The 24,886-nt window shown below is 51.3% G+C and carries 21 protein-coding genes; 15 read left to right on the top strand and 6 right to left on the bottom strand.

Translation table 11 applies throughout. The annotated features are described in order from the left end of the window. The first annotated feature begins 85 nt into the window (after window positions 1-85). Entirely contained in the window at window positions 86-712 is a 627-nt protein-coding gene (locus tag ACESNI_RS07475) for a YbhB/YbcL family Raf kinase inhibitor-like protein (RefSeq protein WP_373085931.1), read from the top strand. 41 nt (window positions 713-753) lie between these two features. Here ACESNI_RS07475 and ACESNI_RS07470 read toward each other — a convergent pair whose 3' ends face one another. Together ACESNI_RS07470 and ACESNI_RS07465 are read right to left on the bottom strand one after the other, a co-directional pair. Next, complete coding sequence (locus ACESNI_RS07470) at window positions 754-933, bottom strand: DUF1737 domain-containing protein (protein WP_373085921.1); 180 nt, start codon at window positions 931-933, stop codon at window positions 754-756. After that, window positions 923-1,492, bottom strand: a complete 570-nt coding sequence (locus ACESNI_RS07465; RefSeq protein WP_373085920.1) for a hypothetical protein — start codon at window positions 1,490-1,492, stop codon at window positions 923-925. Before ACESNI_RS07465 ends, ACESNI_RS07470 begins: the two co-directional genes overlap by 11 nt. Before the next feature lie 266 nt (window positions 1,493-1,758). Between ACESNI_RS07465 and ACESNI_RS07460 the strand changes: the two genes are divergently transcribed. From ACESNI_RS07460 to ACESNI_RS07420, 9 genes are all read left to right on the top strand, one after another. Further along, a complete protein-coding gene (locus ACESNI_RS07460) occupies window positions 1,759-2,556 on the top strand; it encodes an ImuA family protein (protein WP_373085919.1) in 798 nt (265 codons plus the stop codon). Then, window positions 2,480-4,102: a DNA polymerase Y family protein gene (locus ACESNI_RS07455; RefSeq protein WP_373085918.1), complete on the top strand. Its 1,623-nt coding sequence runs from the start codon at window positions 2,480-2,482 to the stop codon at window positions 4,100-4,102. The genes ACESNI_RS07460 and ACESNI_RS07455 overlap by 77 nt, the downstream gene beginning before the upstream one ends. Next, window positions 4,099-7,347, top strand: coding sequence for an error-prone DNA polymerase (locus tag ACESNI_RS07450; protein WP_373085917.1), 3,249 nt, complete (start codon window positions 4,099-4,101; stop codon window positions 7,345-7,347). Before ACESNI_RS07455 ends, ACESNI_RS07450 begins: the two co-directional genes overlap by 4 nt. A 287-nt stretch (window positions 7,348-7,634) precedes the next feature. Then, window positions 7,635-8,429 carry a transglutaminase family protein gene (locus ACESNI_RS07445; protein WP_373085916.1) on the top strand — a complete coding sequence of 265 codons (795 nt, stop codon included), beginning with the start codon at window positions 7,635-7,637 and terminating at the stop codon, window positions 8,427-8,429. A gap of 91 nt (window positions 8,430-8,520) precedes the next feature. Further along, window positions 8,521-9,192 carry a response regulator gene (locus ACESNI_RS07440; RefSeq protein WP_373085915.1) on the top strand — a complete coding sequence of 224 codons (672 nt, stop codon included), beginning with the start codon at window positions 8,521-8,523 and terminating at the stop codon, window positions 9,190-9,192. 112 nt (window positions 9,193-9,304) lie between these two features. Continuing rightward, on the top strand, window positions 9,305-10,522 hold the full coding sequence (locus ACESNI_RS07435) for an ATP-binding protein (RefSeq protein WP_373085914.1): 1,218 nt from the start codon (window positions 9,305-9,307) through the stop codon (window positions 10,520-10,522). A gap of 162 nt (window positions 10,523-10,684) precedes the next feature. After that, on the top strand, window positions 10,685-11,416 hold the full coding sequence (locus ACESNI_RS07430) for a glycosyltransferase family 2 protein (RefSeq protein ID WP_373085913.1): 732 nt from the start codon (window positions 10,685-10,687) through the stop codon (window positions 11,414-11,416). Between the two features lie 11 nt (window positions 11,417-11,427). Further along, window positions 11,428-11,733, top strand: coding sequence for a lipid-A-disaccharide synthase N-terminal domain-containing protein (locus ACESNI_RS07425; RefSeq protein WP_373085912.1), 306 nt, complete (start codon window positions 11,428-11,430; stop codon window positions 11,731-11,733). A gap of 152 nt (window positions 11,734-11,885) precedes the next feature. Beyond that, complete coding sequence (locus ACESNI_RS07420; RefSeq protein ID WP_373085911.1) at window positions 11,886-13,232, top strand: ArnT family glycosyltransferase; 1,347 nt, start codon at window positions 11,886-11,888, stop codon at window positions 13,230-13,232. An 89-nt stretch (window positions 13,233-13,321) separates the two neighbouring features. Here ACESNI_RS07420 and ACESNI_RS07415 read toward each other — a convergent pair whose 3' ends face one another. Then, window positions 13,322-14,716 (bottom strand): HD-GYP domain-containing protein, encoded by a 1,395-nt coding sequence (locus ACESNI_RS07415; protein ID WP_373085910.1) that lies wholly within the window; start codon window positions 14,714-14,716, stop codon window positions 13,322-13,324. 441 nt (window positions 14,717-15,157) lie between these two features. On the opposite strand from ACESNI_RS07415, the gene ACESNI_RS07410 reads away from it, so the two are divergent. After that, a complete protein-coding gene (locus tag ACESNI_RS07410; protein WP_373085909.1) occupies window positions 15,158-16,813 on the top strand; it encodes a flavin-containing monooxygenase in 1,656 nt (551 codons plus the stop codon). Window positions 16,814-16,852: 39 nt separating this feature from the next. On the opposite strand, the gene ACESNI_RS07405 is transcribed toward ACESNI_RS07410, so the two are convergent. The 3 genes from ACESNI_RS07405 to ACESNI_RS07395 all read right to left on the bottom strand — a co-directional run bounded on the left by ACESNI_RS07405 (window position 16,853) and on the right by ACESNI_RS07395 (window position 20,787). After that, window positions 16,853-19,306 carry an FAD-dependent oxidoreductase gene (locus ACESNI_RS07405; RefSeq protein WP_373085908.1) on the bottom strand — a complete coding sequence of 818 codons (2,454 nt, stop codon included), beginning with the start codon at window positions 19,304-19,306 and terminating at the stop codon, window positions 16,853-16,855. Further along, a complete protein-coding gene (locus tag ACESNI_RS07400) occupies window positions 19,307-20,203 on the bottom strand; it encodes a phosphotransferase (protein ID WP_373085907.1) in 897 nt (298 codons plus the stop codon). Window positions 20,204-20,301: 98 nt separating this feature from the next. After that, window positions 20,302-20,787: a MarR family winged helix-turn-helix transcriptional regulator gene (locus ACESNI_RS07395; RefSeq protein WP_373085906.1), complete on the bottom strand. Its 486-nt coding sequence runs from the start codon at window positions 20,785-20,787 to the stop codon at window positions 20,302-20,304. A 316-nt stretch (window positions 20,788-21,103) separates the two neighbouring features. Between ACESNI_RS07395 and ectA the strand changes: the two genes are divergently transcribed. From ectA to ACESNI_RS07375, 4 genes are all read left to right on the top strand, one after another. Further along, window positions 21,104-21,658 carry a diaminobutyrate acetyltransferase gene (gene ectA / locus ACESNI_RS07390; RefSeq protein WP_373085905.1) on the top strand — a complete coding sequence of 185 codons (555 nt, stop codon included), beginning with the start codon at window positions 21,104-21,106 and terminating at the stop codon, window positions 21,656-21,658. Window positions 21,659-21,705: 47 nt separating this feature from the next. Continuing rightward, the gene (gene ectB, locus ACESNI_RS07385; RefSeq protein WP_373085904.1) at window positions 21,706-22,995 is read left to right on the top strand and encodes a diaminobutyrate--2-oxoglutarate transaminase; all 1,290 of its coding nucleotides are present in this window, start codon (window positions 21,706-21,708) and stop codon (window positions 22,993-22,995) included. Window positions 22,996-23,005: 10 nt separating this feature from the next. Further along, window positions 23,006-23,395, top strand: coding sequence for an ectoine synthase (locus tag ACESNI_RS07380; RefSeq protein ID WP_373085903.1), 390 nt, complete (start codon window positions 23,006-23,008; stop codon window positions 23,393-23,395). Between the two features lie 91 nt (window positions 23,396-23,486). Continuing rightward, window positions 23,487-24,886, top strand: a 1,400-nt coding sequence (locus tag ACESNI_RS07375; protein ID WP_373085902.1) for an aspartate kinase, incomplete at its 3' end; no start/stop codon positions are given.

Below are 24,886 nucleotides of genomic sequence, written 5' to 3'. Positions count from 1 at the left end.
GGATTTACGTTCTTTGGCCGCTTTGGTATGATTAACCATAACCATGATGGCAAAAAACAGGAAAGAAAAGAACATGACAGCCTCCATGAAGCTATCAATTGACGGATGGGAAAACGGACATGAAATCCCGGGGAAATTTGCATTCGGTATCCCTGCGGAAGAAGGGCATGTCGCGCTCAGTACCAATAAAAGCCCGGCGCTGGCCTGGTCTGATGCTCCGGAAGGCACAAGATCTTTTGCAATTATCTGCCATGACCCGGACGTACCGTCGTCTGGTGAGGATGTTAATCAGGAAGGAAAGACTGTCCCGGCCGATTTACCGCGTATCGATTTCTATCATTGGGTCATGGTCAATATCCCGACCGATTATTCCAGTCTTGCCGAGGGTGAGGTGAGCGACGGGATTACCGCGAAAGGCAAGCCCCCGGGAGCCAAACCCTATGGCGTGACCGGCCTGAATAATTTTACGGATTGGTTCGCGGGCGATCCGGAAATGGGAGGGAGTTATGGCGGCTATGATGGCCCTTGCCCCCCCTGGAATGACAGTATCGTCCATCATTACCACTTTACAATTTATGCGCTAGACGTTGAAAAACTGGATCTTCCCGGTGATTTTGGCGGGCCGGAAGTTCTGGCCGCGATGGAAGGGCATGTGTTGGCCAGCGGGTCCTACGTCGGAACTTACAGCCTTAATCCAGACGTGCCCGCTTAAATCTGCGCATATAAAGAGGCGGAGGCTTTATGGGTTCGGCTTTACTTCTCTGGCCGAATAACCGCCTGTGCGACAATGACGCGGTTGCTGTTGCTATCAAACGTCGCCGCGGGCGAGCCATAGAGGATGTATCCTTCTTTCAGGGCGTCGCTCACCCGCTGGCAAAAGGCATAGGAATCCTCTCCTGTCAGCAAACGGTAGCTCGGCTTGTCATCTGCCATTGTCTCTTCCACTTCCAGAACCTTTTTGACGAAATAATAATAGTAACAGGAACCCCAGCGCGAAACTGGTAATACCTGTGATTAAATGAAAAATCCGCAAGGGATGAACGTTCCGCCGCAGCGACAGGGATTGCGTCTTTATGTCCGCATTTTCCGGCGTGACTTTCCAGTCGAGAAAATAGGCGCCACGCCCCGCAACGGTGAAGGACGACACTACCTGCTCCGAGGTCTTTGTGACATACTCGGATATGTTTTCGTCCCGCTTGTCGCGCTGCTGTCCCGTTGCCTCGAAGGCGGAAAGGCCCCCGGGCCCGTTCAGCCTGAGATCATAGGTAAAGGCAGGAGTGCTGGATTGGCGCAATTCTATGCCGTAGATAACTGTCAGGAATGCCCGCATCGGATTCATGGATGGGTCAAGGTCGATTAATGCTGAATTCCCGGCTTCCCCCGTAAGATCAAACTCAACAACCTTTTGTCCGCTTGTCGAGTAGTCATAGCCCGTCCAGCCGATTAACAGGATACCGACTGCAAATAGAAACAGAACCAGGGATTTACGCATTGCCCTACATCCAATCGGTAATACCAAGTCTCGCCTGACATCCTATAAGTTTCGCGGGAGAAGGCAATCGGCTTCCCGACCTCAATTAAACAGCTCTCTGTAACAAATGGACTGACAAGAGACATTCGTTACTTCGATACCCGCATCTTGCATGTTCTCTTTTTGTTCTATATGGTGAACGGTTCCCGTAAAATCTGTAAACAGGATTCTAAGATAGAATGCTCTCTTACAAGCGACACAAGATTCATAAATTGAGGGATAAGATCTTGGCGGCTGAAAACAGCATGCCTGCAAAAAGCCCGCCTGCAAGTCATTTCACTCCCATACAGTCCAAGCAGGGCAATTTTCAGCCGCCGGGTCTTTTCAATATCCCTGTCATTGATGCATCTTTACCAAATGGCAGTTTACTGCGCGGCGCCATTCACGAATTTGTTCCCGCGTCTTATCCAGACTTCGCGGCCGCTTTTGGGTTTATGGCATGTCTTCTCCACAAGCTGCGAGATACAGAGACTGCTCCTGTTATCTGGTGCGGATTTGGCGATCGCACTGATTTTCCGCATACGCCCTACCCACACGGCCTGGCCGCTCTCGGCCCCGCGCCAGATAACTTCTTGCATGTTGAGGTAAAGCGAGAAAAAGACATGCTATGGGTAATAGAAGAAGGGCTCTCATCGCCAACCGGCCCCCTTATTGGAGCCATCTATACATCTTCTGAAAAACTATATGATTTTACGGCTAGTCGCCGTTTATCGGTGCGTGCAGCCCGATATGGCGGGACATTACTTTTACTACGCCATTATATGGCCAGTCACCCAATGGCAAGCGGTTCAACGGCGGCTGTCACTCGATGGGTTATTTCATCCCGCCCAAGTTCTCCGGTGCAACACAACAACGCCAAAGTCCCTGCCGTAGGCCCTCCTCGCTGGCACGTGACCTTGGCACGATGCAAACAAGGGCATCCTGGCAACTGGCAAATGGAATGGGATCATGAGACGCTTTCTTTCAATTTGGTTACCCCGCTGGCCGACCGAACGTCGGTTTCAGGGAAGTCCGCAATACAATAATTCGCTGATGCACAATATGCTTCATGATGATCATAACCGGTTAATGAAGCCCCATAAGTCCAAAGACCAAGTCTCATTTGCCTTGATTACAAGCAGTTCAAGAGGCATGCGTATCTCTGCCACCAATTTAGCGGCGGAAACAATGGGTGTTGCGGCTGGCATGCCAATTGCGGATGCGCGGGCTCTTTGCCCTGACCTTGTAACAGAGAATGCCACGCCTGATGCCGATAAGGTGTCTTTGGCCCGTCTTGCCCTATGGTGCTTGCGCTACAGTCCGCTTGTAACTACCCATGCATTGGATGGTTTAGCTCTCGATATTACTGGATGTGCCCATCTTTTCGGCGGTGAGCAGGAAATGCTTACCGATATATCAAGCCGCATGAGGCAGTTCCACTTGACTGCACGGCTGGCCACTGCCGAGACAATCGGAGCTGCATGGGCGGCAGCCAGATATAGCCCGGACCCGATTACACGGGTGGAGGAAGGATCGGTTAATGCCTTCCTCGCTCCCCTGCCTCTGTCCGCTTTACGGCTTAATGATGATACGACCAGACGCCTTGGACAGCTGGGCTTGCGGAAAGTCGGAAACATTCTAGACATGCCAAAAGCGCCTCTTATTTCTCGTTTTGGGGCACGATTGATTGAACGATTAAACCAGGCAACAGGGAAAAGTGCCGAAGTGTTTGGACCTCTGATCCCACCTCCCGTTTTTCATTTGCGTTACCCATTTGTCGAACCTGTTGTGCAGTTGGAGGCGGTCGATATTGCCCTTGAAATCCTCGCCGGTAAAATGGCTGACAACTTACAAGAAGTACGTAAAGGCGCGCGGTGTCTAGAATTGCGACTGTTTCGGATAGATGGCCATATGGAAAGGATGAGGATAAGAACCAGCCGTCTGTGCCATGAGGGGCCCCACATCACATTGCTGTTTCGCGAAGCCCTGTCACGTCTCGGAACTAATTTAGATAGAGGATATGGGTTTGATCTAATAACGCTGACAGCTCTTGATGTAGAGGAAACGGATGATGTCCAGCTTAAATGGTCAGCAGAACTGGCAGAAAACCAAAGAGTATCTTCTCCCGACTTGAGCCAGCTACTAGATCGGTTCGGCAACCGTTTTGGCTTCGACAAGATCACCCGCTTCATACCAGCGGAAAGTCATTTACCGGAAAGGGCATTTCGTAGAAGCTCTGCACACCGGAACAACCCGGTTTTGCAATGGCGCGAAAAGGCAGGGAATTCGCCCTCACGCCCGCTCCTGATTTTTAAGCCAGTTGAACCAATTACAGTCCTTGCAGAAGTCCCCGATGGTCCCCCGTTAAGATTTCAATGGCGACGACAGCAGCATGATATTATCGCCGCTGAGGGTCCAGAACGGGTGGCCCCTGAATGGTGGCGACGTCATGCCGAGAAAGGCTTTCCCCAGACACGGGACTATTATCGCGTGGAAGACAATAAAGGGTACCGATTCTGGCTCTACCGGGATGGCCTTTATAGCCGGAAACAGGATAATCCGCGTTGGTATCTACATGGCCTATTTTCATGAGAGCCAAATCACCTGAGCCCACGCTGCCTTATGCCGAACTCGCGGTTACCAGCAACTTCAGTTTTTTGCGCGGCGGCTCTCATCCTGATGAATTGGTATTAACGGCTGCGGCGCTTGGATATAAAGCGATCGGTATTGCCGATAGAAATACGCTTGCCGGTATAGTTCGGGCGTATAAAGCTGCCTGCAATGCGCAGATCCGGCTGGTGGTCGGCTGCCGCCTCGTTTTAACAAATGGGTTCGAATGCCTGTGCTTACCAACCAATAAAGCGGCATATAGTCGCTTGACGCAGCTACTAACTCTTGGCAATCGGCGAGCAGAAAAAGGGGGCTGTCATCTGACATTTGACGATATCGTAGCGTATAGTAAAGGGCAGATTTTTATTGCCATGCCGCCTTACGAAATTTCATCGAAATTCGAGGCACAGCTGGCCAAGCTTGCCGCGGCTTTTCCAAAAACAAGCTACCTTTCCCTATCGCTGTATTTTGGGGATCGCGACCTGGAACGTCTTGATTGTTTAGCCGACCTGGCATTGCATCATAATCTCAAGACAGTTGTCACCAATGATATTCTCTATCACATCCCCAATCGCCGTCCCCTGCAGGATGTTTTGAGCTGTATTCGCGAGCATACTACCATCCGGGAAGCAGGGTTTCGTCTGCAGGCCAATGCAGAGCGGCATTTAAAGCTTCCAGCCGAAATTTATCGTCTGTTTCCCGGCTTTCCTGCGGCAGTCAGACGTAGCGTCGAAATCGCTGAAAAGTGCCAGTTTTCACTTAATGAACTGGCTTATCAATATCCGGACGAGCCAACCGGCAGCAGTCTAACGCCACAAGCTGAGCTGGAACGCCTCACATGGAATGGCGCACAGGCCCGCTTCCCGGAAGGACTTCCCGAAAAGGTATCGAGCATTTTACAACATGAGCTTGATCTGATCGGCCGTTTAAAATACGCACCGTATTTTCTTACCGTCCATGACATTGTCCGCTTTGCCCGCTCGCGGAATCCTCCAATACTCTGCCAGGGACGCGGTTCCGCTGCTAATTCTGCTGTTTGTTATTGCCTGGGCATTACCTCCGTCAATCCGTCAGAAATAAACCTGTTATTTGAACGGTTCGTTTCTGCTGAACGTGGAGAACCTCCCGATATAGATGTTGATTTTGAACATGAACGCCGCGAGGAGGTTATCCAGTATATCTATCAAAAATATGGCCGTCATCGGGCTGGACTGGCAGCAACAGTGGTGACCTACCGCACCCGCAGCGCTTTGCGCGAGGTGGGAAAAGTCATGGGTCTATCGGAAGATGTGGTGGCCGCCCTTTCCCGAAATGTCTGGGGATATAATTCTGCAGGCCTGAACTGGGAAGACGCTGTCCGGACCGGAATTGGCCCCATAGATACCAGCACACGGCAGGTTCTACGGCTTAGCCGTGAGTTAATCGGCTTTCCCCGGCATTTATCACAACATGTAGGGGGATTTGTCATTACCCGCGATCCTCTGGTTGAGCTATGTCCTATTTCCAATGCGGCAATGGAGAACCGTACTATTGTCGAATGGGATAAGGACGATCTCGATACTCTCGGTATTCTCAAGATTGATATACTGGCACTTGGTATGTTGACTTGCCTACGAAAGGCATTCGATCTGCTGCAAAGGCACTACCAATTACCTATGTCTCTGGCCACTGTTCCACGCGATGATCAGACAACCTACAAAATGATTCAAAAAGCAGACACGATTGGCGTCTTTCAGATTGAAAGCCGGGCGCAAATGTCAATGTTGCCGCGACTGAAGCCTGCCAATTTTTATGACCTGGTGATCGAAATTGCCATCGTTCGACCCGGTCCCATTCAAGGGAATATGGTACATCCTTACTTGAGACGACGGCAAGGATTGGAAAAAGTCAGCTATCCGTCTACAGAATTAAAATCTGTGCTGGAAAAAACAAAAGGAATTCCCCTGTTTCAGGAACAAGCCATGCAAATCGCTATGGTTGGGGCTGGATTTTCAGCGGAAGAGGCTGATGGGCTTCGGCGTGCCATGGCAACATTCAAGCGCACTGGTGACATCGGAAATTTCAAGGCAAGATTTATTAATGGCATGATTAGCCGAAACTACACATTGGAATTTGCGGAGCAATGCTTTCGTCAGATAGAAGGCTTCAGCGATTACGGTTTTCCTGAAAGTCATTCGGCGAGCTTCGCTTTGCTGGCCTATGCGTCTGCATGGCTGAAATGTCATCATCCTGACGTCTTTGCAGCTGCCATTCTCAATTCTCAACCGATGGGATTTTACTCGGCATCTAGTCTGGTACGGGATTTCAGGGAGCATGGAGGAACTATTCTGCCGGTTGATATTAACGACAGTGAATGGGATTATCATCTGGAACCTCTGAACCCCGACCAAAGTCTGCTCCCTCTACGGATAGGTTTCCGGCAAGTGCGTGGTCTGAAGAAGTCAGGGGTCAGGCAACTGACTGCTTGTCGCGGTGAGGGCTATGACAGTGTCCGGGATCTTTATTTCCGCTCCGGAATTGATATGAAGTCGCTGGAAGCGCTGGCAAATGCAGATGCGTTCCGGTCAATCGGTCTTGATCGCCGGAACGCATTATGGGCGGTGCGGGAACTTTCCGGTCAAAATGGCAAACGAGGAGCTCTTGAAGATTTACCGCTTTTTGAACAGGCTGCTGCGCGAGAAAAACCGTTGCAGCGAGAGGCGGAAATAAAACTCCCCGCAATGCCGCTTGGCCAGCATGTGGTGGAAGATTACGGTAGCCTGCGTTTATCCCTGAAAGCACACCCCCTCTCTTTCCTGCGCCCGTTTCTCACAAGAAATGGAGTTGGAACAGCCACCGCTTTGCAAAATTGTACAACAGGTAAAAAAGTCAAAATTGCCGGGCTTGTTCTGACCCGCCAGCGTCCCGGCACTGCTGCCGGAATTATTTTTATGACCCTTGAAGATGAAACTGGAACTGTAAATGTTATTGTCTGGCCCAAAAAATTCGAAATTTATCGCCGAATTGTTCTTTCTGCCAGAGTGGTGGCTATCGAAGGGAATATACAGTCTGAGCAGGGTGTTATTCATATCATTGCACATCATATCGAGGACGTCAGTGATCAGTTGATGCATTTATTGGAAGAAAACAAAACGACAACACCTGTTGAAAAAGACCGCCTTAAGCCAAACCAATGGCGTCATCCCCGCTCCACCTCTGTCATGCCAAGCGGTCGAAATTTTCACTGAGCACTTGCCACTACATACTGCTCCGGTCGAGTAAAGAAGAACCACCCCTATGCCTTACCTCTCGAATTCACGAACAATGAATGACAGGCGACGCCAAATGATTTAGGCTGAAAAGCACCGCATATTATGTCGTTGACGGGCCACTGGATACGGATCAACAGCCAGCTTCATCCGATGACACAGCAATAAACCAGTTGATATTTATTTCTAGTTTGCCGACCGGCGCCATCACCACATCGGTTAATAGTACCCGCTGCGACGATACTGAATTTTCTTTAGGAAACACCATGCTTTTAGATATCGATGTTCAACTTCATTACCGCCTGGAAGAACCGACCGATATTTTGATGCAGATCGAGGTTGCCGACCTTCCGGATCAACGGGTCTTGAACGCAAACCTTGAGCTTGGGACATATGAGCATATGGCACGCGTTGCGGCCCATGAAGGGATTGGGGATCGCATTTGGCTCCGTATGACGGATGCATTTACCTGTCACTATACAGCGCGGGTTTCTGTTGATCGTCCTGTTCTCAATCTTGCTGATTTGGACGCCGTATCACCGCATCTCTTACCCGGTGATACGGTCCGGTATTTAATGCCGTCACGATATTGCCCTGCGGAAGAGTTTCATTCCTTTGCCGCAGCCGAATTTGGCGAATTTGAAGGCGGCGCACGCATTGCGGCAATGCGGGATTGGATTGCCAAGAAGCTACGATATGTTTCCGGCTCCAGTAACAGTCAAACCACAGCCTTTGACACTTTCGTACAGCGTCAGGGTGTCTGCCGTGATTTTGCTCATCTCATGATTACGCTTTCGCGCGCCTCTGGTATTCCTGCACGCTTTGCCAGCGTATATGCGCCGGGAGTAACACCGCCTGACTTTCATGCCGTAGCGGAGGTTTATTTGGCGGGAACCTGGCATCTTATCGATACATCAGGCATGGCGGAGGCTAATGAGATTGCCCGTATCGGGGTAGGCCTTGATGCGGCAGAAGTCGCCTTTCTGAACGGTTTTGGTCATATGGAGCTGGTACAGCAATCCGTCCAGACCATATTAGTGGCAGATCCCCTAAAGCTGTAAAGCTTATAATTTCGCGAGCCTTTAATGCTTAATATTTCTGCTTTTATAACGTAGAATACTTTAATAAATATAGATAGTTGTGATAACAATCATGCGACTCCTGATTGTAGAAGACGATATAATGATCGGCGAGACCCTGCAACGGGCCCTTCGTAAATCGGGCTATGCTGTTGACTGGCTCCAGGATGGCAGGGACGTCGAATTGAGCCTGCAAAACAGTGATTACGCGCTTCTCATCCTTGATCTGGGATTACCCGGCAGAAATGGATTCTCGATTTTAACCGACTTGAGAATGAACGGGAATGACATTCCTGTCCTCATTTTGACCGCCCGTAATGCGATTGCAGATAAAGTTTCAGGACTCGATATGGGGGCCGATGACTATATGCTTAAACCTTTTGCCCTCGAAGAGCTGGAGGCGCGGATCCGCCTTCTTTTGAGGAGAAAAAATGGTCAGAAAACGACCATTCAGAACTTGGGCGGCCTGTCCATTGATGCGGCGTCCCACAAGGTCAGCCTGAAAAATCAGGCCTATACATTCTCTTCAAAGGAATTTGCTTTGCTGACGATACTCATGGAAAGACCGGGCGTTATTTTTTCCCGCGCACAACTCGAAGAAAAACTATATGGATGGAACGAGGAAGTTGCCAGCAACGCGATTGAGGTGCACATTCATCAAATTCGAAAAAAACTCGGCAAGGATATAATCAAGAATATCCGTAATGTCGGCTATACCTTGGCGGAAGACCCTGAAATCAATTAAAAAACGTTTGCTCGTCTCTATTTTGGCTGTGATTTTCCTGAGCACAATTGCGAGCGCAGGCATGACCTATTTCCAGCTTAAAGCAGAAATGGACGAGTTGTTCGACGAGAACATGAAACAGATTGCCCATGCAATTGCCGTTCACGACCTGACCGCGCAGAGCGAATTTATCAGCGAGTCAAAAGATATCCGGCGCACTCTCAAAGGCGAGGAGGAGTTTTTGATCCAGGTATGGGATCAGAATCGTTTAAGCTTTTCCTCCCTCTCGTCCATAGAGTTTCCACGGCAGGGGCCGGGCGGCATCCAGACGGTCATATTCGACAATGAGGAATGGCGCTATTATGGTCTCAAAACACATGGTAGTTGGCTTATACAAATCGCTCAACCCATTCCCATGCGACATACCGTCATTTGGGAAATATATTTTGAACAGTTAGTGCCGACCTTAATCCAGCTTCCCATTCTGGCGGGATTGATTTGGTTTGTTATCGGCTTTGGCTTTGGGCCGCTTAAACGTATTTCCTTTTCCATAGAACAAAGATCGGCGAAGTTTTTACAAAAACTTCCTGAAAAGAATGTCCCCAAGGAAGTCTTCACGCTTGTAAAGGCATTAAACGGTTTGCTGGACCGGTTGTCCGTAGCTTTGGAATCACAGCGGCACTTTACCGCCGACGCCGCGCACGAACTGCGAACCCCTTTAACCGTTGTACGCCTGGAGCTGGATATATTAAAACAAGCCGATAGCCGGGAGGAGCGCGACCAATCCATCGAAAAACTGTACAAGGCCGTCGATAGAAGTACCCGGCTCGTGCATCAGCTTCTGGAAATGACCCGGCTGGAGCCGGAACAGATCCAGGAAGTGCCTAAGCCTACAACCTTAAAACAACTGGTTGAAACAGTGATAGATGAAATTGCCCCGCTGGCAGATAAAAAATCCATCACGTTGTACCTGACGAATTTTGAAAATGTGAGTATCGAAGGGCGGTTCCACGCGCTTTCTACGATGATCGGGAATTTGCTGAGCAACGCCGTGGAATACACCCAGGAGGGCGGCAGAATTGAAATCTCAGCACGGTCAGAGACGGCGCGTGTTATTTTCAAAATCGCCGACAATGGTCCGGGCATTCCAGAAAACGAACGCGCGCGCATATTTGACCGGTTCTATCGCATTCTTGACCCTGCCCAGTCCGGCGTACCCGGTTCCGGCCTCGGCCTCTCAATCGTAAAATCCATTGTTGACGCCCACGGCGCCATAATTCACGTATCCGAAGGGCTAGATGGCAGGGGTGCGGGTTTTGAAATTCATTTCCCGAAAAGCCCCGCGATTTGAGTTAAAGCCTCAAAAACAAGGCCGATATTCCATTTCCAGTCATTTGTATGAGTGCCATTTACAGCGAAAACACACTTGTCGGCATTTTCTCGTCCTTCTTAAGTTTGCCTTAAGTTTCATAATCCAATTGTCCACCAACGATGATATTTGGGATATTGGATTATGATAACGGTTGTTGTTCCTATTTATAATGAGAAAGAGAATATACAGCCTCTCCTCGAGGAGATTGTCGCGGCGGCGGAGCAATTGCCGATAAGCGAAATCATCTATGTGGACGATGCCAGCACGGATGGCTCCTGGGATATTCTGAAATCCCTAAGAGACCAGTATCCCGCGTTGAGAATTATAAAACACGCGGATAATTACGGACAATCCGCCGCGCTCTGGACAGGCATCAAGGCCGGTGGGAACGACTTTATCGTGACTCTGGACGGGGACGGGCAGAACGATCCAGCGGACATAAAATCACTCTGGGATACCTATCAACGCCATAAGGATACGACGCCAAAAATGATGGTTCTGGGTATCCGCACCAAACGTAATGATACCTGGGTACGCCGCGCCTCTTCGCGGATTGCAAATGCAATTCGGGCGGGCCTTTTGAAGGACCAAACAAAAGATACTGGATGTTCGTTAAAGCTCTTCCGGCGCTGGGATTACTTGAATCTTCCTTATTTCGATCATATGCACCGGTTTTTGCCCGCCCTGATGAAGCGGGAAAATGTAAGGCTCATCCATGTTCCCGTATCGCACAGACCGCGGATTTATGGTCAATCCAAATACGGCACTCTGGATCGTGCCGTTGTCGGTATCAGTGATATCTGCGGGGTCCTGTGGTTGCAGAAAAGATCGCGCCGGGCTTTTGAGACCGCCATACATGAAGACTTGACTTAAGGGTGACGCTTATGAATTCGATTTTCCAGTCTATTACCTATGAGCAGCTCTGGCTTGGTATCGGGCTGATTGGTCAAAGCCTGTTTTTCATGCGCTTTTTCGTGCAGTGGATTGCTTCGGAACGGCAGCGGAAAAGCATTATCCCGACTGCTTTCTGGTATTTCTCTCTGGCGGGGGGCTTTACGCTTTTTCTCTATGCCTTATACCGTCAGGACCCTGTCTTTATCATTGGTCAGGGAACGGGATTGTTCATCTACCTCCGGAATATCTACTTCATTACGTTAGGGTCAAAAGGGTCATCGGAACCCTCCACATAAGGATTGCAGATGACCGGGAAACGATCGCTTCGTCAAAGCGGTAAAACTCCGCGTGAGTTTTTCAAAATCAAATTCATTGGTAGCGGCTCGATACTGGCAAGGGAAATGCCGTGATAAAAAACCTTAAATCTACCAGGTACTGGCTGCCGATAGTGTTACTTGTTGCACTATACGCGGCAACGATCGCCTTCAGGCCGCTGCTTCCGATTGACGAAACCCGATATATGAGCGCGGCGTGGGAAATGTATCTGCGCGGCGATTGGCTGGCCCCTCTCACAGTGAATTTCCAGCCTTATCATCACAAGCCACCCTTGCTGTTCTGGCTGATTAACAGTGCCTGGTCGATTTTCGGCGTCAGCCGCTGGGCCGGGACCCTTCCTGTCTTGATTTCCTCAATCGCCTGTCTCTTCCTGACAAAAAAGCTGGGGGAACTGCTGTTTCCCGATAGTGCGCGGGTTTCTCAAACCGTTCCGATCCTACTTGTCGGCAGCCTCCCGTTTTTACTTTACAGCCAGGTTGTGATGTTTGACATCACCCTCACGGTTTTTGTTTTGTTATCTCTGATTGCGCTGGTTTTATATGCCAAAGCCGGCCAGAGAAAATATTTGCTCTGGATGGCACTGGCAATGGGCCTCGGGGTTTTGACCAAGGGGCCGGTGGCATGGCTGTATGTCATCTTTCCAATTCTGGCCGGTCCCCTATGGATTCCGCGTGAAACACCGCGCGCAAAATGGTACGGCGGATGCGCTTTAGCGCTCGTCTTGTCCGTCATTCCGGTATCGCTATGGCTGATCCCTGTGTTGTTAAATTCCTCCGATAAATTCGCGTTCTGGCTGATCTGGGAGCAAACGGCAGGGCGTGTCACGGGCGATTTCAATGCCGCGCATGCGCGCCCGTTGTGGTTTTACCTGCCCTATGTGCCGGTCCTTTTTCTTCCGTGGCTGTTTTTTCCCTCCTTCTGGAAAGGCGCCCGGGGGTTAAAAAATTCCTATACAAATGACTGGGGAGTTCGTTTTCTCGCGGTCTGGATATCTTCTGTTTTTATCGCTTTTTCGCTTATAAGCGGCAAGCAGCCGCATTACCTTGTGCCTCTCCTGCCGGGTGTCATTATTTTGATGGCCTTATGGATTAAACCATCCCTGAAAAAACTTGCCTATACCGCGTCCGCCATGGCGATAATTCTATGCATCGGGCAGGGGATCGCCTCACAATTCATTTTCGAAAAATATGATTTGAAAATTATGGCGGGTTATTTACGGCAACATCCCGACCAGGATTTAGCTTTCGTCCCTAAATATCATGGGGAATTAACATTTACGGGACGCTTGAAAAAACCGATCGATAGCGAGCAATTGGGTACGATTGGCGATTGGCTGAAAGTCCATCCGAACGGACTGGCCATTATCCGGTATGAAAATGAGGACGAAATCAAAGGGTACAAGATGCTCTTTAATATGCCATATCGGGGAAATTACATGGGCGTTTTCAAATTAAAATAAATAATTGCCGCAAACAGTGTAGGTGACAGCCAAAAAATTCAACATCCCAACTAGTCATCTGCATAATTTACAATTGCATTTAATGGAATTTACTTCAGACCTAACTCCGCAACCACTTTCGTGAGGGCGTCATAGACAATACGGTCAATTGATGTTCCGCATTCTTTTTTCATTATCTCCAGCGTCTGATCGACTGGAATAGCGCCGCGGTATGGCCTTTCGGCGGTAATTGCATCAAAGATATCCGCCGTCGTGATGATCCGGGTATCCATGTGAATTTCCTCGTCTGACAGACCATAGGGATAGCCTTTTCCGTCCAGGCGTTCGTGATGGGCTCCAGCCATTTTTGCCATTTCCGCAAAAGGCGTTAAATGGGACAGAATTTCTTCCGTAGCACGGGAATGACCGCGCATGACCACCCATTCCTCATCAGTCAATTTGCCGGGCTTATCGAGAATATTATTACTGACCCCCAGTTTACCGATATCGTGCATCAGGGCGGCCCGACGCAAGTAGGAGCGATGCATTTGAGAATAACCGAATTTTGCCGCAATTAAATCCGTATACAACGCCACCCGACTGCTATGATTGTAGGTAAAAGAGCTTTTGGCGTCGACGATCATTCCGAACGCTGCGGTTATGTCATCCAGTCTTTCTTCACTTACTTTCATTGCCAATGATGCGGGCTCAAGGGCCATGATTTTCTGTTGCAAATCATTGGTGCCAAGATCGGACCAAAACTTCATGTCGCCGGAAAGGCTTTTAAATACGTTCGCGAGCTCTGGATTGAACCAGCTACCGCTCCGATGCGACACCTGCTCAAGACTCGATTTTTTGCCTGCGGACATGAAAAATACGTCAGCAACCTGAGCCAGCAACGCGATTTGAGAAGCGATCGGAATAGCATGGCCAGATTTTCTGTAGGGTTTACCATTGCCGTCCCAATGCTCATCCAGATACCGGATGCCGTCTGCGATTGCATCATTGAAGCCAAGCCTTTTCGCAATATCCGCACCGCGTTCACATCGGGTCTCGATCAGTTCTGTTGCGTATTCCTCGCTATTTTTACCGACATCAACGAGACGCTTTAATTTTGTCAGAAAGCCTTCTCCAACCCCGACATGATTGATTACGAATTTGCTGACTTGTTTGAAGTCATTCATGTCTACAGTTTTGAAATCTCGTTTGAATATACGCTCATCACCCCCGTAGAGTTCGTAAAGCCTCGCCGCGTTGCTACTGCAACCCGCATCTTTTAGCAGCAAGGTATAATATAAATCCCATTGCTGCTGATGCGTTAAATTAAGCTTTTTACCAATCGACATGCCAATGTAGCAACAGCGAATGCTATGTCCAGGCGGCTGCCCTTCCGTCATATCCAGCGCATAGCTCAGGGCGCCGATGACCTCCGACAACAGCAGATTGCTGGCCGGAGATATTGCCCCATCTATGAAATTCGCTCGAACGGGTAAAATTATGCCCATTTAGATATCTTCCCATTTACCGATTAATTGCACTAAAGCGGCCTACATTATCGCTTCGGTACTCTGAAGAATGCTGCTGTTCGGTATACTGGGCCAGTTATCCTAATATTTAGTTAATTATTTCTTAACCGTCGGCAGAGCAACCGCACTTGCTGCGCTCCGAAGCGCAACAATTCCAAGCCTGCTTTATAGCCTTCGGTATCGCACGGTTATTTTATAATGCGCAGGCAATCGTGGAGGGGAACAATGAGCAAAGAATGCCGTCTGAGCCCAACAAAATTGAGTACGTCTCTGCCAAGAAAATCTCTGACGCGCCAGATAGCTACGCTCTTAATTATGGAAAAGTTAATGTGACAAGGTTGTATTTGGTCCCTATCATATCTTACCATCATACTCGCTTTGCGGACTGGCGGATAAAAGCAATAAGATCAGGAACAAACTATGACCGTTACAAACGAAACATATTTTGAGGTAGTTGTCATCGGAGCTGGTGTTGCCGGCATATACCAGATCAAACGATTGAGCGACCTCGGGATATCGGCGACGGTCCTGGAGGGAAGCGCGGGACTTGGAGGCACCTGGTACAATAACCGCTATCCAGGGGCCCGTTTTGATTCCGAAAGCTATACTTATGGCTACTCTTTTTCAAAAGAGGTGCTGGAGGAATGGCACTGGAAAGAAAAATTCTCGAGCCAGCCCGAAAATTTGCGCTATCTGGACTTCGTTGCCGACAAGTTTGATCTCCGCAAATATATGCAATTCAATTGTCGGGTCGATGCAGCAAGATTTGACGAAATAAATAATGTATGGCGCCTCAAGGTGAATGACGGCCGGGTATTGAGCTGCCGGTACATGATCCTGGCCATCGGCCTTTTGTCCACGCCAACCCTGCCCCGGCTTGAGGGTATGGATGATTTCAAGGGCCGCTCCTTTCATACCTATCACTGGCCGCATGACGGCATTGACCTGACCGACAAAAAGGTCGGCATCATTGGTACAGGCGCAACTGCCATCCAGATTATTCCGGAAATCGCAGACAAGGTGGGGGAGCTTCATGTGTTCCAGCGCCGCCCCAACTGGAGCGCGCCGCTTAATAACAGCCCGATTTCAGACACGGAGATGGCCGATATCCGGGCGCGCTATGACGAAATTTTTGCGACCTGCGCCCGCACACCCGGCGGTTTCGAACATGAACCGGATCGCCGCCCGTTCTTCGAGGTTTCCCGCGAAGAGCGCGTGGCGCTTTGGGACCGGCTTTATGACGAACCCGGTTTTGGAATCTGGCTCAGCAATTTCCGTGAAATTTTCATGGACGAGAAAGCCAATGCCGAGTTTTCGGAATATATCGCCGACAGAATTCGGCGCCGGGTGAAAGATCCCGTTACCGCCGAAAAGCTCATTCCACGCGATCATGGTTTCGGCATCCAACGGGTTCCGTTGGAAACAAATTATTTCGAGGCTTACAACCGCGATAACGTGCATCTGGTTGATATCAAGGAAACCCCGATTGAGCGCATTACCGAAACCGGCATTCGCACCAGCAAGGCCGACTATGATTTTGATATCATTATTTATTCAACCGGTTTTGACGCGATCACCGGTGCGTTCGATCATATCGATATCCGAGGACTGAACGGTGAAATGTTGCGAGATAAATGGGAGGATGGCCCATCAACATTCCTCGGCATGATGATCCATGATTTTCCGAATTTGCTAATGCCGAACGGTCCGCAGAGCGGTGCGGCCTCCACTAATTATCCACGCGGGATAGAAGTCGGTGTAAACTGGTGTACGGACCTGCTGATGTATCTTCGGGATAATGACCATATCCGAGCGGAAGCAACACAGGAAGCAGAAGACAGTTGGACAGCGGAAGTCACCAAAATGTATGCGGTGATGCTGATGCGGAAGGCAAAATCGTGGTTTACAGGATATAATTCCAACGTAAAAGGTCATGAAGAAGGCAAAATCCGCTATTTCGTCTACAATGGCGGCACACCAAAATATGTCGCGACCATCAATGCCGTCGCGGGCAATGACTATGAAGGTATCGACTTTGCCTCAACGCAGGAACATGCCTTGCAAAAGAATGTCTGATGCTTGTCGAATGCTGTTGTATTGTGGTTACCCCACATATTATCGTTTAATCCGGCTCACTCCCGGATCGTACAGCGGTTCCAGATGCACCTTGCAAGGGATGCGCGTCAAGGCGACGTCCAGTTCATAGCTGCCGCTTTTGACAAAATCCGCATCCACCCCTGCCGAATTGCGAACATAACCATAGCCGATGGGTTTTGCGATGGTATGACCATAGCCGCCACTGGACAGCCAGCCAACCCGCACGCCATCGCGGTATATAGTCTCGCGTCCCAGCAGCACGACCTCAGGGTCATCAACCGTAAAACAGGCCAGCATTTTCGTCAGACCCTTTGATTTTTGCGCCTCAATCGCGGCCCGGCCTTTGAATGGATGTGGGGTTTTGAGCTTAACCGCCCAGCCCAGTCCCGCTTCAAGCGGTGTGTGATCCGGCCCAATATCGGCACCCCAGGCACGATATCCTTTCTCAAGGCGGCAGCTTTCAATGGCCCGATACCCGGCATTGATAAGCCCGAACTCCTGCCCCGCAGCCATCAACGCATCATAAACCGTGCCCGCATCTTTAATGGGTAGATGCAGCTCCCATCCCAGCTCTCCGACATAAGTGATGCGAAGGGCGCGCAAGCGGCATCCCGCAACTACAATCTCCTTAAAGGTCGCAAAGGGAAAGCCTGCGTGGGAGACATCATCTGTAGTCACTTTTTCCAGCACATTTCTTGCGTTCGGTCCCATCAGCGACAGGACTGATAATTCCGTCGTCCTCTCGGTCAGTTTCACCCGCAGTCCAGCCGGGATATTGCGTTCAATCCAGTTGAAATCATGTGTCGCGAAACCGGTCCCTGTGACAATGTAATATTCATCCTTAGCAATACGTGCCGCCGTCAGGTCGCATTCAATCCCGCCCCGGTCGTTCAGCATTTGCGTATAAATAAGGGAGCCCACGGGCTTGGCAACATCATTGGCGGCAATCCAGCCCAGCGCGGCCTCGGCGTCCGGGCCTTTGAGGGAATATTTGGCAAAGGATGTCTGGTCGATCAGCACTGCCGCCTCCCGTACCGCGCGATGTTCCCGCGCAACCGCGGAAAACCAGTTTTGGTGCGAAAAGCTGTAGGTATCCGCTGGGACTTCCCCTGCGTCCAGATCCGCGAACCAGTTCGGCCGCTCCCACCCCATCTTTTCGCCAAAGCAGGCGCCCGCCTCTTTCAGCCGGCCATAGAGCGGCGAGGTGCGGTTGGGACGGCCGCTTTTATTTTCCTCATGCGGCCAGGCCATGGTGTAGTGCTTACCATAGGCTTCGATGGTACGCGTACGTATCCAGTCAGTATCAAAATGCACCCGACCAAAGCGGCGGATATCCGCGCTCCAGATATCATAGGGCGGCTCCCCCTTCGCAACCCATTCGGCGAGCACCATCCCGGCCCCGCCGCCGGAGGCGATGCCGAAAGCATTAAACCCGGTACCCACAAAAAAATTCCTGAGTTCTGGTGCCTCGCCGAGAATAAAATTACCATCCGGCGTAAAACTTTCCGGACCATTGACCAGTTCCTTGATCCCCGCCGTCTCCAGCGCCGGAACCCGGCCAAGCGCGAGTTCCATCATTGGCTCGAAATGTTCAAAATCCGATTGCAGAAGCGAGAAATGAAAATCTTCGGGAATGCCATCGGTCGCCCAGGACACTGGGTTTGGCTCATACCCCCCCATAACCAGGCCGCCAACCTCTTCCTTGTAATAGGTGAGCCGATCAGGGTCGCGCAACGTCGGCAGGTTGCGCGGCATGCCCTTAATGGGTTCAGTGATAAGATATTGATGTTGCAGCGACACGAGCGGGATGTTAACACCGAAACGGGCAGCGAATTCCCGGCTCCACTGGCCCGCGCAACAGATCACGATCTCGCACTCAATAAAGCCATGATCGGTTTGAACGCCCTTTATTTTTCCGTCCTCGATCCTGAGATCGGTGACCAGCGTATCTTCAAAAATTTTCGCGCCGGCCATCCGTGCGCCCTTGGCCAGTGCCTGTGTGATATCGGAGGGGTTTGCCTGTCCATCCGTTGGCAGGAAGGCCGCCCCGACGACATCATCTACCGTCATCAGGGGCCAGAGGTCCCGTGCCTCGTTTGGACTAAGCAATTGCATGTCCAGCCCGAAGGATTGTGCTGTTGTTGCCTGCCGCTTCACTTCCTGCCAGCGTTCCTCGTTACAGGCAAGACGAAGTCCGCCGTTCATCTTCCAGCCCGTGCCGAGACCGGTTTCCTCTTCAAGCCGGTCATATAGATCAACGGAATAGCCGAGAAGCTGGGTGATGTTGGCGCTTGAACGCAGCTGACCGACCAGACCCGCGGCGTGAAATGTCGTACCAGAGGTCAACTTCTTCCGCTCTAGAAGAACCGTATCCCGCCATCCCAGTTTCGCAAGATGATAGGCGGTCGAGCAGCCGACAATCCCGCCTCCGATAATAACCGCTTTCGCCGTCGTGGGCAGGATTCTTGTCATTCAGATATAGTCCCTTGAAAAGCCTTCATACGCAGCCTCAAAACGATACAAGCTATCTTGCGTATAATTGCTGTAGTCGAAATCGAGGGCGGAGTGAAGCTCCGACACCATGCTCCACATGACTTCTCGCAAGAGTGCCGCCATTTTCATGGCCTGATACCGTCGCCAAAGCTCATCGTTAAGCGACACATCAAAGTAGATTTCCAGCATCTCCTTTTGCTGCATATCCGACAGGCCATTGTTGGCGGCCATGCCGCTCAAATCAAATAGGGGCGTGTTAAACCCTGCATACTCCCAGTCGATCAGCCAGAGCCGGGCACCATCATCCATGAAATTGGCTGCCAAAAGGTCATTATGCGCAAATACAACGTCATAGGGGCCGGATAGAGCCTCCGTTTGCGTGACGATAGTCAGAAAATCTTCGATCCGGTTTTTAAAGGGGCTGTCCTCGGCCTGTAAAAGCCGCGCATAATCACGCAGCACATGGAACACCCAAAAAATCTGGGCGGGTCCTTGCAAATGGCGGGGGATTTGCTGATGGGAGGTTCTAACCAAGCTTATTACCCGCGGTAGAGTTAGCGGGTCGCCCAGATCTTCGGGGGCCAGTGTTCGTCCCGCAATATGGTCGAGAACCAATACGCCGGGCTCATGATATATGACCGCAGGCGAGACCCCTACCGCCTCTGCGGCGCGGCTTGCAGCAAGTTCATTGGAACGTATAACATGGTGAACCGGGATATCGCCACCAAGCCGGACAACAAAGCGGCGGCCTCGGTCTGTCACCAGAAAATTTTCGTTCGTCATGCCGCCATCGAGCGGCTCTACCTCCACAGCCCCCTCCCAAATGCGAAGGTGACGTATTTTTTCTTCCGCCAACGACATACCGTGACCCGACATCAATAAATGCCAAAGTCTAGCGCGAAGAACTTAATACACAAGCGCAATTCCGACCGGCTGCACGGATGCTCGCTCATCAATATAGGAAACCCTGCAAATCAGGAGACGTCCATAGAGGGCAATGCCGTTGTATCGATGATCATCTCCGACTCCTGCTCAGCATCGCCGAGCATGGCAGCAACACGTTCGAGGGCTGTGATCAGCATCATCTGTTCCCAGTCCTGCAATTCGCTGAACTCCCTGTGAAATCGGCTATAGGCCCCATCCGGGTTAATCGAAAGGAGGCGAATGCCCTCCGGGGTCAAGGATAACCATGATTGACGACGGTCGGCGTCGCCCTTACGACGCTCAACCATTCCCCGACTCTCCAGCTTCTGGATCAGGACAGTGGTTGTCGCTTGCGTGATGCCCATACGTGCCGCGACATACCCTGCCGTCTGTTCCCCCGTCTCTTCAAGCACATGCATGAGGATGAGTTGCGATGGGGTGAGTCCGGTTGCATGCAACAGTGTCTTGCTGTTGCGCTCGGTAGTATGCAGGATTTTCCGCATCGCAGTCAGTGCGAATTTAGTGCGGTTTTCCATGGGCCAAAATCCACATTAGATCAGAGAGTTCACCGGCTTTCAAACTAGAGTAAGCCAGACGCCGCGACAAGTGCCATCGGATTTACCGCCGATTTTCTAGTCGCTGTTATTACTGAGTATATACGAAATTTATATTGGAGTACATATGCAAAACTTCAATCTTACTTAAATAATATTTTGGATAGTTGAGAATAAAAATTGTTTATTATCAATAATTTTAGGTTATATAAACCCTACACAGGGTGTTGACATTTAGTAACTACTAACTAATATTATAGCCATGAATGGGACTAGCAGAACGCGAGGACTAAAGCAGATGACTCAAGGTGACACTCTCGATATGACCCGCAGGCAAATGAAAAGTCTGCGCATCAGGGAACCCCGAGCCAGTGACGGGCCGCAAATTCACCGGCTTATCGATAGCGTCGGCGCGCTCGATACAAATTCGCTTTATTGCAATCTTCTGCAATGCAGCCATTTTTCTGCAACCTGTGCCCTGGCGGAACTCGACGGAAAGATTGTCGGATGGATGTCCGGTTATAATCCTCCTGGTCAGCCCGATACCTTGTTTGTTTGGCAGGTCTGCGTGCACAGCGCGGCACGCGGTTTAGGGGTTGGTCGCCGACTGATCACGTCCGTACTGGAGCGGCCGGATGGCAATAGCATGCGCCATGTCGAATGCACGATTACAAAATCCAACTCGGCTTCGTGGTCTCTGTTTCAAAGTGTTGCAGAGACACTCGATACTGACCTGAAATCACAATCACATTTTCTTCGTGATGTACATTTGGATGGCCAACATGAGAGTGAGATCCGCGTGACTATCGGGCCATTCGCAATAAGCCCTGCGCGAGCGGCAAAAGTCGCGTAACAGCGTCCATCCGCCACATCACCAAACCAAAATTTTGGAGAATCACAATGAAAACTGCATCATTCGATGACCGTTTACCTGTCTTCGACCGCGTCGAAAGCGGCGTACGGTCTTATTCCCGCTCCTTTCCCAAGCTATTCAACAAGGCGGTGGGAGCGACAATCTATGATGAAAAGGGTAATTCCTATACCGACTTTCTGGCCGGGTGTTCATCGCTGAATTACGGACACAACGATCCCGATCTAAAGAAGGCCCTGATTGAGTATATTTCCGAGGATGGGATTGCACAGGGTCTGGACATGTTCACCGACGCCAAGGAACAGTTCCTGTCCAGCTTCGAGACATATATTCTGAAGCCGCGCGGCTTGGACTACCGACTACAGTTTACCGGGCCAACCGGGGCAAACGCCGTCGAAGCGGCCCTGAAACTGGCCCGCAAGGTAACGGGACGGACAAATGTCATCTCCTTCACCAACGGGTTCCATGGCGTGACGCTGGGCGCCCTCGCCGCCACGGGTAACGCAAAACATCGCGCAGGAGCGGGAACGCCGATGGCCGGGGTCACCCGCGCCGCCTTTGATGGTTATTATGGACCGGAGATTAACACAGCGGACCTGCTGAACCAGCAACTGTCTGACCCCTCCAGCGGCATCGATGCGCCCGCCGCCATTATTGTTGAAACCGTGCAGGGCGAAGGGGGGCTGAACGCCGCCTCCCCCGAATGGTTGCGTCAGATTGAAGGTATCGCGCAGGCACATGGGGCGCTGTTTATTGTAGATGACATACAGGCCGGCTGCGGCCGCACCGGCGGCTTTTTCTCCTTTGAAGAAATGGGCCTTTCACCGGATATCGTCACTCTGGCCAAATCCATTTCCGGCATGGGCCTGCCCATGGCGCTGACACTGATCAAGCCTGAGCATGATATATGGACCCCGGCCGAGCATAACGGTACGTTCCGGGGCAATAATCACGCCTTTGTCACCGCCCGCGCCGCCCTTGAAAAATTCTGGGCGGACGATGGCTTTGCAAAGGAAGTCGCGGACAAGGCAGAGCTTCTAGCCGACCGCCTCGGCAGGATTGCGCAAACCCACGATCTGCGCCTGCGTGGTCGCGGCATGATGCTGGGTGTTGATGCCGGCAGCGGCGAACGCGCCGCAGAAATTTGCGCCGCCTGCTTCGACAACGGCCTAATCATTGAAACGTCCGGCAGCCACGATGAGGTGGTCAAGGTTCTCGCCCCCCTCACCATTTCCGATGTGCAGTTCCGCGCCGGGCTCGGTATACTGGAAACCACATTTGCTGAAGCCTTTGCGACCCGCAACAGCGCCGCAGCTTGAGGAGAACATTATGATTGTCAGAGACCTGAACACGGCCCGCAATTCTGATCGCCTGGTGACAACTGAAGGCTGGGACAGCACTCGTCTGCTATTGGCGGGCGACGGTATGGGCTTCAGCTTTCACATCACCCGCCTTTTTGCGGGGAGCACGCATGAGTTTGAATATAAACATCATTTCGAGAGCGTTTATTGCGTCTCGGGTGAGGGCAGTATCGAGGATCTGGCCACGGGCCAAGTTCACATGATCAAACCCGGCGTTATGTATGCATTGGACCAGCATGACAGGCACCGCCTGTCCGCCAAGTCCGAACTGGTCATGGCCTGCTGTTTCAATCCACCCGTTACCGGGCAGGAGGTGCATCGCGCAGATGGCTCCTACGCGCCAACCGAGGACGCCTGAGACAGGATCTTCTCCTGAATATCTCCAGGAAAGTCACACCGCTTTACAACCAAATCGCCCAAGCCAGAACCGGGCGACACGAGGATATTCCATGACGACCACGCAAACCACGCCCCGTCACACTGTCGAGAAAATCGGCGGCAGCTCGATGTCACGCACGGCAGAGCTGCTCGATACGGTACTGATTGGCGGACGAACCAGCGCTGAGCTTTATAACCGGATCATCGTGGTGTCGGCCTATGCCGGGATCACGGATGCGTTGCTTGAGCACAAAAAAACCGGGGAACCGGGGGTTTATGCGCAATTCGCCAATGCCGAAGGTGGCTGGGGCTGGAATGACGCGCTTTCGGCAGTGGCCGACAAGATGCTAGCGCAGAATGCCGCCATTTTTGACGATGAAGGCACACGCCATACTGCTGATACCTTCATCCGCGAACGAATCGAAGGCGTACGCTCCTGTCTGGTGGATCTGGGGCGTATCTGTTCCTTTGGCCATTTTCAACTCGATCAGCATTTGCTGACCGTGCGGGAAATGCTGTCGTCTCTGGGCGAGGCGCAATCCGCCTTCAACACTGTTCTTCTGCTCGGCCAGCACGGCGTCAACGCGCGACTGGTTGATCTGACCGGGTGGCGTCAGGAAGGCTCCATTAACCTGGACTCCTGCATCGAGAAGGCCTTTGCCTCCGTCGATATTTCCTGCGAATTACCGATCGTTACCGGCTATGCCCAATGCCGTGAAGTGCTGATGGGTACCTATGATCGCGGCTATAGCGAGGTCACACTCTCGCGCGTTGCCGCAGTGACCGGCGCGGGCGAGGCAATCATTCACAAGGAATTCCATCTTTCGTCCGCTGATCCGCGCATCGTCGGGGTCGATAATGTCCAGATCGTCGGGCGCACAAACTGGGACGTCGCCGATCAGCTGTCCAATCTCGGGATGGAGGCGATCCACCCGCGCGCGGCCAAAACACTGCGTCAGGCGGGCATCCCGCTCAGGGTCAAGAACGCCTTCGAGCCCACGCATGAGGGCACGGTGATCTGGGCCGATACGGACGTCGAACAACCTTCCCCCTGCGTGGAAATCGTCACCGGTCTGCGCAAGGTCTTTGCGTTTGAGTTCCACGATCAGGACATGGTCGGGATCAAGGGCTATGACGCGCAAATACTGGAGGCCCTGACCCGACGTAATGTCTGGATTGTCTCCAAGATTTCCAATGCCAATACGGTCACCCATTTTATCAAAGGCTCGATGAAGAATATCAAACAGGCCGAAACCGATCTGTCCAAGGCCTATCCCAATGCGGATATTTCCCTGCGCAAGGTAGCGCTGATCTCAGCCATCGGCCGCAACCTGCGGGACCCTTCACTTCTGACACGTGTTGTGCGAGTGCTGGACGCGGCAAATATCCTGCCGCTGGGCATTCATGATCCGATGCGGAAAATTGATATTCAGGTCGTTGTCGAGGATGCCGACCACGACGGTGCCATCAT

The organism is Sneathiella sp., assembly GCF_041689005.1.
GTDB lineage: Bacteria > Pseudomonadota > Alphaproteobacteria > Sneathiellales > Sneathiellaceae > Sneathiella.
The sequence above is the reverse complement of the archived record's forward strand: the minus strand, read 5'-3'. Positions and strand labels throughout refer to the sequence as shown.

Excerpts from the sequence above, each read along its gene's own strand:
- ACESNI_RS07475 (WP_373085931.1), top strand. The coding sequence starts at position 86 with ATGAAGCTATCAATTGACGGATGGGAAAACGGACATGAAATCCCGGGG.
- ACESNI_RS07470 (WP_373085921.1), bottom strand. The coding sequence starts at position 933 with ATGGCAGATGACAAGCCGAGCTACCGTTTGCTGACAGGAGAGGATTCC.
- ACESNI_RS07465 (WP_373085920.1), bottom strand. The coding sequence starts at position 1,492 with ATGCGTAAATCCCTGGTTCTGTTTCTATTTGCAGTCGGTATCCTGTTA.
- ACESNI_RS07455 (WP_373085918.1), top strand. The coding sequence starts at position 2,480 with ATGAGACGCTTTCTTTCAATTTGGTTACCCCGCTGGCCGACCGAACGT.
- ACESNI_RS07450 (WP_373085917.1), top strand. The coding sequence starts at position 4,099 with ATGAGAGCCAAATCACCTGAGCCCACGCTGCCTTATGCCGAACTCGCG.
- ACESNI_RS07445 (WP_373085916.1), top strand. The coding sequence starts at position 7,635 with ATGCTTTTAGATATCGATGTTCAACTTCATTACCGCCTGGAAGAACCG.
- ACESNI_RS07440 (WP_373085915.1), top strand. The coding sequence starts at position 8,521 with ATGCGACTCCTGATTGTAGAAGACGATATAATGATCGGCGAGACCCTG.
- ACESNI_RS07435 (WP_373085914.1), top strand. The coding sequence starts at position 9,305 with ATGAAACAGATTGCCCATGCAATTGCCGTTCACGACCTGACCGCGCAG.
- ACESNI_RS07430 (WP_373085913.1), top strand. The coding sequence starts at position 10,685 with ATGATAACGGTTGTTGTTCCTATTTATAATGAGAAAGAGAATATACAG.
- ACESNI_RS07425 (WP_373085912.1), top strand. The coding sequence starts at position 11,428 with ATGAATTCGATTTTCCAGTCTATTACCTATGAGCAGCTCTGGCTTGGT.
- ACESNI_RS07415 (WP_373085910.1), bottom strand. The coding sequence starts at position 14,716 with ATGGGCATAATTTTACCCGTTCGAGCGAATTTCATAGATGGGGCAATA.
- ACESNI_RS07410 (WP_373085909.1), top strand. The coding sequence starts at position 15,158 with ATGACCGTTACAAACGAAACATATTTTGAGGTAGTTGTCATCGGAGCT.
- ACESNI_RS07405 (WP_373085908.1), bottom strand. The coding sequence starts at position 19,306 with ATGACAAGAATCCTGCCCACGACGGCGAAAGCGGTTATTATCGGAGGC.
- ACESNI_RS07400 (WP_373085907.1), bottom strand. The coding sequence starts at position 20,203 with ATGTCGGGTCACGGTATGTCGTTGGCGGAAGAAAAAATACGTCACCTT.
- ACESNI_RS07395 (WP_373085906.1), bottom strand. The coding sequence starts at position 20,787 with ATGGAAAACCGCACTAAATTCGCACTGACTGCGATGCGGAAAATCCTG.
- ectA (WP_373085905.1), top strand. The coding sequence starts at position 21,104 with ATGACTCAAGGTGACACTCTCGATATGACCCGCAGGCAAATGAAAAGT.
- ectB (WP_373085904.1), top strand. The coding sequence starts at position 21,706 with ATGAAAACTGCATCATTCGATGACCGTTTACCTGTCTTCGACCGCGTC.
- ACESNI_RS07380 (WP_373085903.1), top strand. The coding sequence starts at position 23,006 with ATGATTGTCAGAGACCTGAACACGGCCCGCAATTCTGATCGCCTGGTG.